We start from the raw sequence: 14585 nt of genomic DNA, 5'->3' as shown, positions 1-14585 counted from the left end.
GGCTCAGCCGGCCTGCGCCGCGAGCATATCGACCTGCGCGCGAACCGGCGTGATGTCATACCCCGCGCCGGCCGCACCCGCCGCGATCCGCGACGGATTGCGGCCAGCCGCCGCCTCGGCCAGCGCCCAGAGCAGCGTGGAGCGCGTACCGGATCGGCAGTAGGCGAGCACTGGCTGGTCGCCCGCCTGGTCCAGCGCCTTGCGCATCGCCTCCACCTGCCAGGCGGCGAAGCCCGCGTGCGTCACGGGGATCGCGTGATAGGCGATCCCGGCCTCGCGCGCCGCTGCCTCGATCGCGGCACCCGGCGTCTGATCGTCGGATTCGTCCTCGGGACGGTTGTTGATGATCACGGCGATTCCCAGCGCTTTCGCCTCGGCCACGTCCGCCACCGTGATCTGCGGACTGGCATAAGTGCGATCATCGATCTTGCGGAACAACGGTGCCTACTCCCGGATTGAGGCTGACGACGGCGAATGCCGGTCGTGGCAGGACTCGTGCAGGTGATCGCGCCGGCTCGCCCTCCGAAACGGCACGCAATTGACAGTGCTTCTGCCCAAACCACTGGCCAAGAGCAAGCATTCGCAACCGCCTCCGGGATCGGAAAAATTGCCTCCGAAACGGCGGATCAACGAAAGTTCCCGGAAATCCGGTCTCTTTTGCCGATTCCATTCGCGCTATGGCTTTTTCTTCGCTATAGAGATGAGTGCAATGAAGAAGGTCGGCCTTTTGTCCGGCGCGGATTCCTTGTCGTGCCGCCGGTCTCCGCATCCGGCCCGCGGCGCCGGGGAAAGCAGGGGCGGAACGAAGGTCTATTGAAGTTTATGGGTTTTGACAGAGGGCGGCGGGGTCGCGGACGGGATAAGCGCGACGGATTCGGCGAAGACAATTTCGATCCCTACAGCGGCGGTGGCGGCGGCTTCGGCGGCGGTTACGATCGTGGCGGATTCGGCGGTGGTGACCGCGGCGGATTCGGCGGCGGCAACCGTGGCGGCGGCTTCGGCGGCGGTGATCGCGGTGGATTCGGCGGCGGTGGCAACCGTGGCGGCGGCTTCGGTGGCGGCGGCGGTGGTGGCGGCTTCGGCGGCCCCCGTGGCGGCGGCATGCCCGCGCAGGTCGTCGGCACCGGCAAGGGCAAGGTGAAGTTCTTCAATGCCCAGAAGGGCTTTGGCTTCATCCAGCGCGACGAAGGCGGCGAAGACGTTTTCGTGCACATCAGCGCGGTTGAACGCGCCGGGCTGGAAGGCCTGGCCGAAGGTCAGGAACTCGAATTCAACCTGGTCGATCGCGGCGGCAAGATTTCGGCGGCGGACCTTCAGGTCGTCGGCGACGTGATCGAGGTTGCCTCCAAGCCGGCCGCGCCGCAGCGCGAACTGACGGGCGAAAAGGCGACCGGCACGGTCAAGTTCTTCAACGCGATGAAGGGCTTCGGCTTCATCACGCGTGATGACGGCCAGCCGGACGCGTTCGTGCACATCAGCGCTGTGGAGCGTTCGGGCATGCGCGAGTTGAATGAAGGCGACAAGCTGGAATTCGATCTCGAGGTCGATCGACGAGGCAAGTACTCGGCGGTCAACCTGGTGCCGCGTCAGGATTGATCCGGTCCGCACCGCCCCCGGCATTTGACCGGGGGCCTGCAACACAATAAACGCGCGCAAATGGCGGCCAGTCGGCCGCCATTTGTCGTTTGCGATTCCCGTCTTCCGATTTGCGTGAATGAAACAGGAGCTGCCCATGTCGATCACACCGCTCATGCCCGTCTATCCCCGGTGCGGCGTGCGACCTGTGCGAGGGGAGCACTGCCATCTCATTGACGAGAACGGCACCCGTTATCTCGATTTCGCCAGCGGCATCGCCGTCAACCTGCTCGGCCATTCGAACGCGCACCTGATCGGCGCGATCCAGCAGCAGGCGGCGACGCTGATGCACGTGTCGAACCTCTATGGCAGCCCGCAGGGCGAGCATCTTGCGCAGCGGCTGGTCGATCTGACGTTCGCCGATACTGTGTTCTTCACCAATTCGGGCGCCGAGGCGGTGGAATGCGCGATCAAGACCGCACGCGCCTATCACCAGCATGCCGGCGACGATCACAAGTTCGAGCTGATCACGTTCAAGAACGCATTCCACGGCCGCACGATGGCCACGATCAGCGCGTCGAATCAGGACAAGATGCACAAGGGCTTCCTGCCCCTGCTGCCCGGCTTCAAGTACGTCGAGTTCGACGATCTGGAAGGCGCGAAAGCCGCGATCGGCCCCAACACGGCCGGCTTCCTGGTCGAACCGATCCAGGGCGAAGGCGGCATCCGCGATGGCTCCGACGCGTTCATCAAGGGCCTGCGCGACCTGTCCGACGAAAACGACCTGATGCTGGTGTTCGACGAGGTGCAGTGCGGCGTGGCGCGCACCGGCACGCTTTATGCCTATGAACAGTATGGCGTGCTACCGGATATCATGGCGACGGCCAAGGGCATCGGCGGTGGATTCCCGATGGGCGCCTGCCTCGCCACCGAAAAGGCCGCGCGCGGCATGGTCTTCGGCACGCACGGCAGCACCTATGGCGGCAATCCGCTGGCCATGGCCGCCGGCGAAGCGGTGCTGGACATCGTCGCCACCCCCGAATTCCTGTCCAATGTGCGCGCCACCGGCGAACGCCTGCGCGGCCGCCTGGAACAGTTCATCGGCAACTACCCGGATCTGTTCGAACTGGTGCGCGGACGCGGGCTGATGCTGGGCGTCAAGATGAAGATCGAGCCGCGCGCGTTCGTGGCGCATCTGCGCGACAACCACCAACTGCTGACGGTTTCGGCCGGCGACAACACCCTGCGCGTGCTGCCACCGCTGGTGATCGACGATTCGCACATCGATGAATTCATGGACAAGCTCTCGGCCGGCGCCGCGAGCTACAAGGTCGAGGCCACGCCATCATGACCCGGCATTTCCTGAACCTGACCGACGCGGGCGGCGATGCCCTCGCCGCGATGCTCAACGACGCGATCGACCGGAAGGCGGCGCGCAAGGGCTTCGCCAAGGGGCGTGCCGATGGCGATGCCCCGCTCGCCGGGCACGTGCTGGCCATGGTGTTCGAGAAGAACTCCACCCGCACGCGCGTGTCGTTCGACGTGGCGATGCGCCAGCTTGGCGGCAGCGCACTGGTGCTCGACGCCGGTACCACCCAGCTTGGCCGGGGCGAGACGATCGCCGATACCGCGCGCGTGCTGAGCCGCATGGCCGACGCCATCATGCTGCGCACCGACGATCACGCCAAGGTCGAGGAACTGGCGCACCACGCGACCGTGCCGGTGATCAACGGGCTGACGGACCTGTCGCACCCCTGCCAGATCATGGCAGACCTGCTGACCGTGATCGAACACGGCAAGGCCCTGCCCGGCCTGGAAGTCGCCTGGCTGGGCGATGGCAACAACGTGCTCAACTCGATCGTCGAAGCGGCGGGGCTGATGAAGTTCAACGTTCGCATCGGCGTACCCGAAGGCTATGAATCCGACGCCGGGTTCATAGCCCGCGCGCAGGCCGGCGGCGCGCGCGTCTCGCTTCACCGCGACGCCGCCGAAGCCGCGCGCGGCGCGGATGTGGTGGTGACCGACACCTGGATTTCGATGGGGCAGGCGCACGCCGAAGCCAAGCTGCAGGCCATGGCACCCTACCAGGTCAACGATGCGCTGATGGCGCAGGCGAAAGCGGACGCCCTGTTCCTGCACTGCCTGCCCGCGCATCGCGGCGAAGAGGTGACCGATTCGGTGATCGACGGCGCGCGGTCGGTGGTATGGGATGAAGCGGAGAACCGCATCCATGCCCAGAAGTCGGTGCTGCGCTGGGTTTTCGGCCAGATCTGAAGGCAACGGTGAACACGGCTGATGAGCGCTCCTGATATTCACGATGGCGAAACCGGCTTCGACCGGACGCTGCTGTTCACCGTGCCCGATCGCGACGCGCGCGGCCGGGTCGTGCGGCTTGGCCCGGTGCTGGACCGCATCCTTTCGGCGCACGCCTATCCCGCACCGGTCAAGCATCTGCTGGCCGAAGCGCTGGTGCTGACCGCGCTGCTCGGCTCGCTGCTCAAGGACGAGCAAGGCCAGCTGACCATGCAGGCGCAGACGCGGGAGGGCGTGATCGACCTGCTGGTCTGCGATTACCGGGGTGGCGAGCTGCGCGGCTATGCGCGGTTCGACAAGGCGCGGCTGGACGAGCTGGGGCCGGCCCCCACGCTGCACGCCCTGTTCGGCGATGGCTATCTGGCGGTGACCTTCGATCTTCCCTCCACCGACCAGCGCTATCAAGGCATCGTGCCGCTGGAAGGTTCGTGCCTGGCCGAAGCCTGCGAAGCTTATTTCCTCCAGTCCGAGCAGGTGCCCACGCTGATCCGGTCCGCCGTGCGCCACGATGCCACGGGCTGCGTCGGCGGCGGCCTGCTGCTGCAGCATCTGCCCGAAGGCGAGGAAGGCCGCGAGCGGCTGCATGCAAGGCTGGACCATCCGCAATGGGAGCATATCGCGACCATGGGCGGCAGCGTGAAGGCCGAGGAGCTGCTCGATCCCGCGCTGAGCATGGAAAGCATCGCGTGGCGCCTGTTTCACGAGGAGCGGGAAGTGCGCGTCGAACGCGGACCGGCGCTGGAACGCGGTTGTCGCTGCACCGTCGAGCACTACCGATCGATACTGTCGCGCTTTCCCGAAAGTGAGCGCGCCGAAATGCGCAACGAAGATGGCGTGATCGTGGTCGATTGCGCGTTCTGTTCGCGCGATTTCGCAATCGATCTGGATTGAGGTCATGCCGCGCCGGCGCGGGCCATTGAATCTGGTCCGGACCGCCCTATTTTTGTCATGAAATATTGTGAAATCCCGCACTGACAACGGACGTGGGGATGTCATTGTTAATGGCCATGAACTGGAACGAGCGAATCATTGCGCGCCTGGGGCGCGGTGCGGTCCTTGCCGGGATCGCGACGCTGGCCTTCGCCGCGCCATCGCTGCTGGCGCAGCGTTCGGGCCTGCTGATGCTCGATCGCTTCGAAGCCGGCCAATGGGACGTCCGCGTACGCGATACCACGACCACACGCAGTTCGCTGTGCATCGACAACGGACGCGACCTGGTCCAGCTGCGCCACGCCGGCGCCGCCTGCCGCAGCGTGGTGATCGAGGACACGCCCAGTGCCGTCACCATTCAATACACCTGCCCCGGCAACGGCTATGGCCGCACGCGCATCCGCATGGAGAACGCGCGGCTGGCGCAGATCGAAACGCAGGGCATCGCGCAAGGGTTGCCTTTCGACTACTCGGCCGAAGCGCGCCGCGTGGGCAGCTGCACGCCGCGCTGACCCTGTCGCGCATCCCCGTCCTGTTCGTGCTTGCCATTGCCAGCGCGGCTATGCCCCGCTAGCCCAAGGGGATGGTCGAACACGTTGACGTGCAAGTGAAGAATGCCGGTGCGGCTCCCCTGGCCGTGGTGCTGCTGTCCGGCGGGCTGGATTCGATGGTCTGCGCGGGGTTGGCGCTGGAACAGGGCTTCCGCGTGCTGGCGCTGACGATCGATTACAACCAGCGCCACCGCATTGAACTGGACGCCGCGCGCAAGATCGCCGCCCGGCTCCGGGTGGACCGCCACGTCGTGCTGCCGCTCGATCTGCGCCAGTTCGGCGGTTCGGCACTGACTGACGCCATCGATGTGCCCAAGGACGGCGTCGGGCCGGACATCCCGGTCACTTACGTGCCCGCGCGCAACCTCGTGTTTCTCTCGCTCGCGCTCGCCTGGGCCGAAGCGGCGGGATCCAAGGACCTGTTCATCGGCGTCAACGCGCTCGATTATTCCGGCTATCCGGATTGCCGCCCGGAATTCGTGGCGGGGTTCGAGGGACTGGCGCGCATTGCCACCAAGTTCGGATCGGAAGGGGGCACCGTGCGCGTCCACGCGCCGCTCCAGTACCTGACCAAGGCGGGGATCGCGCGCGAAGCCGTGCGGCTCGGGCTGGACACGAGCGAAAGCTGGTCCTGCTACGATCCCCTGCCCGATGGGACCGCCTGCGGCCTGTGCGACAGCTGTCGCCTGCGACAGGCGGGATTTGCCGAAGCGGGACTGGAGGACGGCACGCGGTATGGAGGATCCTGAAACCCCGGCGAGAGGCGAAAAAGCCCCCCGGATCGAACCCTATAGCTGGTACGCGCTGGGCGTACTGGTCATTGTTTATATACTCAACTTTATCGATCGCCAGTTGCTGACCATCCTTGCGGTGGACCTGAAGCGCGATCTGGGCATTTCCGACAGCGAATTCGGCTTCCTCTATGGCACGGCGTTCGGCGTGTTCTATGCGCTGTTCGGCATTCCGCTGGGCAAGTTGGCGGACCGCTGGACGCGCACCCGGTTGCTGGCGATCGGCCTCGCCGTGTGGTCGGCGATGACCGCGCTATCCGGCCTTTCCCGCAACTTCACGCAACTGGGCCTCGCCCGGATCGGGGTGGGCGTAGGCGAAGCTTCCGCCGGCCCGTCCGCCTATTCGCTGCTGTCCGACTATTTCCCGCCGCGGCGCCGCGCCACCGCGATCGCGATCTATTCCGCCGGCATCTACCTGGGCGGCGGCGTTTCGCTGTTCATCGGCAGTTCCATCGCCAATGCCTGGAACAGCGGCTTCGCGCCGGGCGCACATCCGTTCGGGCTGGCGGGATGGCAGGTCGCGTTCCTGGCCGTGGGCCTGCCGGGCCTGCTGCTGGCGGGATGGGTCAACAGCCTGCGCGAGCCGGCGCGTGGCCGCTACGATCCGCCGGCGCACCGCCGCGCGCCGCCGGAAGGGTCGCCGTTCAAGGCGTTCCTGGCGGACCTTGGCACGATCGTGCCGCCCTTCACCCTGATCGCCGCCGCGCGGCGGGGCGGCGGGGCGCTGACGGCCAACATCGCGGCCGCGGCGATCATCGCGGCGCTGGCGGCGGGCATCACCGCGCTGCTGGGCGATCCGGTGCAGTGGATCGCGCTGGGCGTGGGCAGCTATGCCATCTTCTCGTGGGCGGCGAGCCTGCGGGTGCAGGACCCGGCCGCTTTCGCCGCGATCTGGAAATCGCCTTCGGTGCTGGGCGTGACCATCGGGTACGGCCTGATCAGCTTCGTATCCTACGCCAATTCGGCGTTCGGCCCGCTTTATGCGATCCGCACCTTCCACGCCAGCACCGACGAAGTGGCGATCATGGTCGGCGGGCTGGCGGCGGCAGGCGGCGCGGCGGGCGTGATCGCCGGTGGCGCGATGGCGGACCGCCTGAGCCGGGGCCATGACAACGCGCGGCGCGTGCTGGTGGTCATCGGCGGGCTGGCGGCCGGTCTGCTGCCCTATGCCGTGATGCTGACCACCGACAGCAAGGCGGTGTTCTATGCCATGGTCTTCCCCACCTGGTTCCTGCTGAGCGCCGCGCTGGGCGGGGCTTCGGGGACGATCGTCAACATCGTGCCGCCACAGGTACGCGCCACGGCGACGGCGGCGTTCCTGCTCGGCGCGACGATGCTGGGGCTGGCGCTCGGCCCCTACGCCGCCGGCCGCCTGTCGACCGATTTCGGCAGCCTCAAGGTCGGGCTGGTGGGGGTGCTGGCCGTGGTTCCGATCGCCTTCGCCGCGCTGTTCATCGCATGGCGGGCGTTGAACCGCCAGCACCAGGGCGAAGGGTAGGAGAACGCTTCAGGCGGACGGCATCTGCTGGCTGGAACAGTGGAAGCCGCCGCCCCCCGCCAGCACGGCATCGGCCATCAGCCCCACGGTATCGCGCCCCGGAAACAGCGCGGAGATGGCGGCCACGCCTACGTCGTCATGGGGCGAACCGAAGACCGGAACGACCACCAGCTTCGTCGTGACGACGAAGTTCATGTAGCTTGCCGGCTGGACCATGCCGTCCCATTCGATCCGGCCGGGAGACGGCACTTCGGCCACCTCCACGCCCATCGCCCGCGCGCGCGCCGCGGCATCGGCATAGATCGCGGCGTTGGGATCGTCCGCCCCGGTCGCGCGCGGCAGGGCGATGCGGTTGGGCGCGACGAAACGGCCGAGATTGTCGACGTGCCCGTCGGTATGATCGTTGATCAGGCCATCGCCCAGCCACAGCACCCGGTCAAACCCGAGATCGCGCGCCAGCCGCCTTTCGAGATCGGCCTGCGAGAGATGCGGATTGCGATTGGGATTGAGCAGGCATTGCCCCGTGGTGGCGACCAGCCCGGTGCCGTCCCCATCCAGCGCACCGCCTTCGAGAATCCAGTCGCAACGATCGGCGGCCAGCCCCGCGCTTTCGGCCAGATCCGCGCCGATCAGCGTGTCTCCGTCCATCAGGTACTTGCCGCCCCAGCCGTTGAAGCCGAACAGCCGCGCCCGGCGGTTCCCCGCCGCATCGCGCACCACCAGCGGCCCGGTATCGCGCAGCCAGACATCGCCATAGACGCGCTGTTCCAGCCGCACAGAGCCGCTGACGAGCTGCCGCGCGCGCGCGGCGTTGGCTTCGTCGCGGACGATGAGGCGCACTTCCTGGCCGCTTTCCGCGACCGCGCTGGCGAAGGCGGCGATCTGCGCCTGCGCCGTATCGATCACGCCGGACCATTCTTCCGCCAGATGCGGAAAGCCGATCCACAGCCAGTCCTGCGGATGCCATTCCGGCGGCATCCGCATTTCATTCCCGCTCATCGTCCGTCTTGTCCCGTTACTTCGTCTTCACGCCCGCTTCGGCCAGGCTCCGATCCCGAATGGCCCGGAATTCATCGCCCGGATGCCAGTTCGGCCAGACCGTGCTGTCGGCCAGCGCGCGGCCGAGCCGGTAGTAGAGTTCCACTTCCTGCGCCATGCCGGAAAAGTCCCAGCTATCCGAATATTCGTCGCTGGGCTGGTGATAACGGTTGTTGGTGTAGTCCTCCGACGCGGCATCGCCTGCGGCCTTGCCGCCGACGACAAGGTCGGTGCCCCGGCCCACCGCGAACATCGGCACGCCGCGCTTGGCCATGCTGAAGTGGTCCGAACGGTAATAGTGGCCGCGCTCAGCGTGATCCTCGGGCGTTTCGACCAGACCCATCTCGCGTTCCACGCGCTGGAGGATCGCGGTCAGTTCGGACTTGTCGCCACCCGTCACCTGCACGTCGCGCGTCGGGCCATAGGGGGACAGCGCATCCATGTTCACGCCGCCCACCGTCTTCGCCAGCGGATAGATCGGGTTGCGCGCGTAGTATTCCGATCCAAGCAGGCCGGATTCCTCCAGCGTCACCGCCAGGAACACTTCGCTGCGCTGCGCCGGCCCCGCCGCCCGGTTCATCTTGACGAGCGCCGCCAGGGCAGCCACGCCAGTGGCGTTGTCGACCGCGCCGTTGCAGATGTCGTCCCCCTTGGCATCGGCCTGGCAATGGCCAAGGTGGTCCCAGTGCGCGGTATAGAGCACGTATTCATCCGGGCGCGTCTTGCCGGGCAGGATGCCGATCACGTTGTGCGAAACCGACCGGCGGATCGCGTTGTCGAACGAGAAACTGACCTTGAGCCCCAGCGGAACCGCCTTGAAGCCCTTCTGCTTGGCGGCGGCGGTGAGCTGCGCAAGGTTCTGGCCGGCCGCCGCGAAGATCGCTTCGGCCACCGGCTTCTGCACCCAGCCGTTGGCTTCGGTCTGGTCCATGCCGTCGTTCGGCGTCTGGACGAAATACTGCGCGCCGGCCCAGCTCGATTCCACCACGTTCCAGCCATAGGCGGCGGGGAAGGTATCGTGGACGATCAGCGCCGCTTTCGCGCCCTGCCCGGCCGCTTCCTCGAACTTGTAGGTCCAGCGGCCATAATAGGTCATCCGGCGCCCCTTGAACGGCCCCTCCTCGGTCGCGGTTTCATAGTCGGGATCGTTGACGAGGATGACCACCGTCTTTCCCTTCACGTCAACGCCAGCATAATCGTTCCAGCCCAGCTCCGGCGCGTTGACGCCATAGCCCACGAACACCAGTTCGCTGTCGCGCACGTCGGTCTTCGGGGTGATGCGGTAGCTGCCGGCGACGAAATCCTTGCCGCGCGTGAACGTCAGCGGCTGCGCGGCCCCCGTCACCACCAGCGGGCTGACGTTGCTTGCGGTGACTTCCACCGTGGGCACATCCTGCAGCCAGCCGCCCTTGTTGCCGGGTTGCAGGCCCGCCTGCTTGAAGCGCGCGATGATCGCATCGAGCACCTTGGGCTCGACGGCGGTGCTGGGGCCGCGCCCTTCCAGCGCGTCGGACGCCAGCGTCTTCACCATGTCGCGCATCAGCGTCTGGTCGACCGGCGGCACCTTGGGCGCGGGGGCGGCCATCGCGGCGGAAGCAACCAGAACGGAGGCCATCACACAGCCGGCGAAGCGCGCCGCAAATCGCGCGGACGAACCGCGAACCTTGCGATATGTCATTGAGCAACCTTTCGAAAATCGATCCTGCGCCAGAGCCCCTCCGGCGCGTAATGCGCGGACCTTGGCAGAGCGCGGAAAGGCGCGCAAGGCACGCGCTCGCTTGATCGCGTCGCCATCACGGGGCATCGCGGGGAGACACCGCGACGAGGGGGCGCAGAGACGATGACGGACTGGCAAGATGCGATCGGGCGCGCACGCGATCATGCCCCGTTCCTGTGCCGCGCGCTGGACCGCTTGCCGGACATCGAAGCCCTGCTCGCCGCCGGCCGGATCGAGGATGCCATAGCCGCCGCCACGGCCATGGGCGAGGGCATCGACGATACCGGGGTCGCGCTCCGGCGCGAGCGGCTAGCGCTGGCGCTGGCGCTGGGGATCGGCGATCTTGCCGGCGCCCTGCCGCTGGAGCGGGTGGTGGGCGAGCTTTCCTCGTTTGCCGACCGCGCGCTGGACGCCGCCATCGCGGCCGCGATCCGGCGCCGTGCGCCCGATGCCGAGCCGCGCGGCTTTTCCGCGATCGCGCTGGGCAAGCACGGCGCGGGCGAACTCAACTATTCGTCCGACATCGATCCCATCCTGCTCTACGATCCGCTCACCCTGCCCCGCCGCGATCGCGACGAGCCGGGCGAAGCCGCGCAACGCGTGGCGCGGGCGATCGTCGAAATCCTCTCCACCGTGAACGCCGATGGCTATGTGTTCCGGATCGACTTGCGCCTGCGCCCAGCGTCGGAAGTCAGCCCGCTCGCCCTGCCCTTCGAAGCCGCGATCACGCATTACGAATCGAGCGCGCTGGCGTGGGAACGCGCCGCCTTCATCCGCGCGCGCGCCGCCGCCGGCGATGTCGCCGCGGGGCAGGCCTTCCTCGACACGATCCGCCCCTTCGTCTGGCGCCGCAGCCTCGATTTCGGCGCGATCGCCGAGATCGGCCGCCTGACCACCCGCATCCGCGATCACTACGCCGGCGGGCAGGCGATCGGCCCCGGTTATGACCTGAAGCGCGGGCGCGGGGGCATTCGCGAGGTGGAATTCTTCGCCCAGACGCACCAGTTGATCCATGGAGGGCGCAATCCGTCCTTGCGCCTGCGCGGCACCCGCGCCTCGCTCGACGCGCTGGCGCAGGCCGGCATCATCGATGCCAGCGATGCCCGCGTGCTCGGCGACAGCTATGACCGCCTGCGCGTGCTGGAGCATCGCCTGCAGATGGTGGCCGACCAGCAGATCCACAGCCTGCCGACCGATGCCGCCGCGCTCGACAGCGTGGCCCGCCTCGACGGACTGCCGGACGGCAAGGCGCTGGTCAATGAATTGGCCGCGATTTCGGAAGCGGTCGGCACCCGGTTCGACGCGCTGATCCGCATCTATGCCCCGACCGGCGCGGTCGCGGTCGAAGCCCGGCCGCTGGTGGGCGAGCTGGAACAACTGGGCTTTGCCGATGCCGAAGCGCTGGCCACCCGCATCGAAGGGTGGGAAGGCGGCCAGTTCCGCGCCCTGCGCGGCGCCGAAGCGCGCAACGCCTATGCCCGGCTGCGCCCGCAGCTGCTGCGCGCGCTGGCCGAAGCGCCCGATCCGGAACGCGCCCTGCTGCGCTGGGAGCAATTGCTGGGCGGCCTGCCATCGGCGATCAACGTGTTCCGCCTGCTCGAAGCGCGCCCCGGGCTGCTGGCGGTGGTCATGCGCATCCTGGCCCATGCGCCGACGCTGGCCGACGAACTCGCGCGGCGCAGTGACCTGCTCGATACGCTGATCGACCGCTCCGCCTTCGACCTGCCCGGCAGCGTGGAGAAGATCATGGCCGAGCTGGCGCGCGGCGAGGCGGGCGACGATTACCAGCGCCTGCTCGACGCGGTGCGCGTGAAGGTCAGCGAGCTGCGCTTCGCGCTGGGCGTGCAACTGATCGAAGGGCAGCACGATCCGCTGGAGGTGGCCGCCGCGCTCTCGCGCGTGGCCGAAGCCGCGATCGAGGTGCTGGGCGCGGCCGCCGTCAGCGAATTCACGACGAATCATGGCGCGGTTCCGGACAGCCGGCTGGTGATCCTCGGCCTTGGCCGGCTGGGCGGCGCCGCGCTGACGCACGCCTCGGACCTGGACCTGGTGTTCCTGTTCAGCGGCGACCACATGCGCGAAAGCGACGGAAGGCGGCCGCTGGGCGGCACGTTGTACTACAACCGGCTGGCGCAGCGGGTCATCGCCGCGCTCTCCGTGCCGACGGCGGCGGGCGCGCTCTACGAAGTCGATACGCGGCTGCGGCCGTCGGGCGCGCAGGGGCCAATCGCGGTCAGCCTCGACAGCTTCGAGCGCTACCAGCGCGAAGACGCCTGGACCTGGGAACACATGGCGCTGTGCCGCGCCCGCCCGCTGTTCGGCACCGCAGACGACCGGGCGGAACTGCACGCGATCATCGACACGGTGCTGCACGCCCCGCGCGATGCCGCAAAGCTGCGCGAGGACGTGCTGCACATGCGGGGCGAGATGGCGAAGCACAAGCCGCCCAAGGGGCCGCTCGACGTCAAGCTGGCGCGTGGCGGGCTGGTCGACCTGGAGTTCATCGTCCACTATCTGCAACTGCGCGAGCACGCGGGGCTGGACCCGGATCTGGGCCGCGCGATCGAGGCGCTTTCCGCCGCCGGCCTGCTGCCCCCCGATCTGCGCGCGGCCTATGATCTGCTGGTGCGCCTGCTGATCGTGGTGCGGCTGGTCGCCCCCGATGGCATGTTCCCGCCCGAGGCGAGCCGCTGTATCGTCGCCAACGCTTGCTGCCTGGAAAGTGGCGGCGGTGACTGGAACGCGCTGCTTGACGCAGTGCGGCAGGCGCGGCAGCGCATCGCCGCCGCGTGGCAGCAGATGTTCGACGAAGAACTGGAGATCGAGGAATGAGCGAGAGACCCGGCCCGGGCGATGCCCTGCCTGACATGGCCCTGACCACGCCCGATGGCGGCACGGTGCGCACGTCCGATTTCGCGGGCCGCAAGCTGGTGCTGTTCTTCTACCCCAAGGACGATACCCCCGGCTGCACCACCGAGAACAAGGATTTCTCCGCGCTGGCCGGCGAATTCGACGCCACCGGCGTGGCGCTGCTGGGCGTGAGCAAGGACCCGCCCAAGAAGCACGCGAAGTTCATCGAGAAGCACGGCCTCGCCGCGCCGCTCGCCTCCGATGCCGAGGAAGGCGGCCTCTCCGATGCCCTGGGAATCTGGACCGAAAAGTCGATGTACGGCCGCACCTACATGGGCATGGAGCGCACGACCTACCTGGTCGGTGTGGACGGCCGGATCGCGCGGGTCTGGAACAAGGTGAAGGTCAAGGGACACGCCGAGGAGGTGCTCGCCGCCGCCAAGGCGCTCTGATGGCCGATCGCCCGAGCGTTGCCGCCGCGATCCGCGCGGCCATGCTGACCGCCGCGCCCGACGCCAAGGTCATGGCCACCCGGGCCGTGGCCCGCGACTGGGCGGCGGGGCGGCTGGCGTTCCGCTTCGAGGCCGCGATGCCCGAGATGCCGGCCCGGCCTGCTGCCCCCGTCCTGCTGCCGCCCAACGCCATGCCCAAGCGCGGACGCGGCGGATCGGAACGCGGCCGCATCGCCCTGCTCCACGCGCTGGCGCATATCGAATTCGTCGCGATCGATCTGGCGCTGGACGCCGCCGGGCGGTTCGGCGCGGAGCGGGGTCCGCAGTTTGTCTCGGATTGGCTGTCGGTGGCCGCCGACGAAGCGATGCACCACGCCCTGCTCGCCCGGCGGCTGCGCACGCTGGGCAGCTTCTATGGCGCGATGCCCGCCCACGACGGCCTGTGGGACGCCGCGCGCGAGACGGCGCACGATATCGCCGCGCGCCTGGCCGTGGTGCCCATGGTGCTGGAAGCGCGCGGGCTGGATGTGACGCCGACGACGATCGAACGCTTCACCGCCGCGGGCGATGAACGCAGCGCGCGCATCCTGTCCCGCATCCTGGCCGATGAAATTCGCCATGTGCGCTTCGGCACATCGCATTTCGCGCAAGTCTGCGAAGAACGGGATGAATCACCGCCAGACTTGTGGCGAACGCTGGTTGCGCGGCATTTCCGCGGCACTGTTAAGCCACCGTTCAACGACTCGGCGCGTCGATCAGCCGGTTTATCGTATGATTTCCTGGAAGGGGTTGCCTAACCGCAACACCCCCCTCTACCCCTTGCTTCACGAGATGGCGGGGGGGCTTCCGACCAACTCTGACACAAGAACC

Annotated in this window: 13 protein-coding genes; 10 read left to right on the top strand and 3 right to left on the bottom strand. The window is 67.8% G+C overall.

The window, feature by feature from the left end; translation table 11 throughout:
• Window positions 1–3: 3 nt before the first annotated feature.
• A complete protein-coding gene (locus NMD1_RS10220) occupies window positions 4–438 on the bottom strand; it encodes a TIGR01244 family sulfur transferase (RefSeq protein ID WP_125954663.1) in 435 nt (144 codons plus the stop codon).
• Window positions 439–822: 384 nt separating this feature from the next.
• On the opposite strand from NMD1_RS10220, the gene NMD1_RS21710 reads away from it, so the two are divergent.
• The 7 genes from NMD1_RS21710 (at window position 823) to NMD1_RS10185 (ending at window position 7658) form a co-directional block, all read left to right on the top strand.
• Window positions 823–1596, top strand: a complete 774-nt coding sequence (locus NMD1_RS21710; RefSeq protein WP_125954776.1) for a cold-shock protein — start codon at window positions 823–825, stop codon at window positions 1594–1596.
• Window positions 1597–1732: 136 nt separating this feature from the next.
• Window positions 1733–2926 (top strand): aspartate aminotransferase family protein, encoded by a 1194-nt coding sequence (locus NMD1_RS10210; protein ID WP_125954662.1) that lies wholly within the window; start codon window positions 1733–1735, stop codon window positions 2924–2926.
• The gene (gene argF / locus NMD1_RS10205; protein ID WP_125954661.1) at window positions 2923–3849 is read left to right on the top strand and encodes an ornithine carbamoyltransferase; all 927 of its coding nucleotides are present in this window, start codon (window positions 2923–2925) and stop codon (window positions 3847–3849) included. The genes NMD1_RS10210 and argF overlap by 4 nt, the downstream gene beginning before the upstream one ends.
• Before the next feature lie 21 nt (window positions 3850–3870).
• Window positions 3871–4779: an Hsp33 family molecular chaperone HslO gene (locus tag NMD1_RS10200; protein ID WP_124810648.1), complete on the top strand. Its 909-nt coding sequence runs from the start codon at window positions 3871–3873 to the stop codon at window positions 4777–4779.
• Window positions 4780–4889: 110 nt separating this feature from the next.
• Complete coding sequence (locus NMD1_RS10195) at window positions 4890–5330, top strand: hypothetical protein (protein WP_233497515.1); 441 nt, start codon at window positions 4890–4892, stop codon at window positions 5328–5330.
• Between the two features lie 71 nt (window positions 5331–5401).
• The gene (queC, locus tag NMD1_RS10190) at window positions 5402–6118 is read left to right on the top strand and encodes a 7-cyano-7-deazaguanine synthase QueC (protein ID WP_125954660.1); all 717 of its coding nucleotides are present in this window, start codon (window positions 5402–5404) and stop codon (window positions 6116–6118) included.
• Window positions 6105–7658, top strand: coding sequence for an MFS transporter (locus tag NMD1_RS10185; RefSeq protein WP_125954659.1), 1554 nt, complete (start codon window positions 6105–6107; stop codon window positions 7656–7658). The genes queC and NMD1_RS10185 overlap by 14 nt, the downstream gene beginning before the upstream one ends.
• Before the next feature lie 9 nt (window positions 7659–7667).
• Here NMD1_RS10185 and NMD1_RS10180 read toward each other — a convergent pair whose 3' ends face one another.
• Together NMD1_RS10180 and NMD1_RS10175 are read right to left on the bottom strand one after the other, a co-directional pair.
• The gene (locus NMD1_RS10180) at window positions 7668–8657 is read right to left on the bottom strand and encodes an agmatine deiminase family protein (RefSeq protein WP_125954658.1); all 990 of its coding nucleotides are present in this window, start codon (window positions 8655–8657) and stop codon (window positions 7668–7670) included.
• A 16-nt stretch (window positions 8658–8673) separates the two neighbouring features.
• Entirely contained in the window at window positions 8674–10311 is a 1638-nt protein-coding gene (locus tag NMD1_RS10175) for a M28 family metallopeptidase (RefSeq protein WP_125954774.1), read from the bottom strand.
• 225 nt (window positions 10312–10536) lie between these two features.
• Between NMD1_RS10175 and NMD1_RS10170 the strand changes: the two genes are divergently transcribed.
• From NMD1_RS10170 to NMD1_RS10160, 3 genes are read left to right on the top strand one after another with little or no spacing between them, the layout of a single operon-like run.
• On the top strand, window positions 10537–13245 hold the full coding sequence (locus tag NMD1_RS10170; protein ID WP_125954657.1) for a bifunctional [glutamine synthetase] adenylyltransferase/[glutamine synthetase]-adenylyl-L-tyrosine phosphorylase: 2709 nt from the start codon (window positions 10537–10539) through the stop codon (window positions 13243–13245).
• Window positions 13242–13715: a peroxiredoxin gene (locus tag NMD1_RS10165; protein WP_125954656.1), complete on the top strand. Its 474-nt coding sequence runs from the start codon at window positions 13242–13244 to the stop codon at window positions 13713–13715. Before NMD1_RS10170 ends, NMD1_RS10165 begins: the two co-directional genes overlap by 4 nt.
• Window positions 13715–14512 (top strand): ferritin-like domain-containing protein, encoded by a 798-nt coding sequence (locus tag NMD1_RS10160; protein WP_125954655.1) that lies wholly within the window; start codon window positions 13715–13717, stop codon window positions 14510–14512. The genes NMD1_RS10165 and NMD1_RS10160 overlap by 1 nt, the downstream gene beginning before the upstream one ends.
• Window positions 14513–14585 lie beyond the last annotated feature (73 nt).

It is taken from the genome of Novosphingobium sp. MD-1, assembly GCF_001014975.1.
Taxonomy (GTDB): domain Bacteria; phylum Pseudomonadota; class Alphaproteobacteria; order Sphingomonadales; family Sphingomonadaceae; genus Novosphingobium.
The sequence above is the reverse complement of the archived record's forward strand: the minus strand, read 5'-3'. Positions and strand labels throughout refer to the sequence as shown.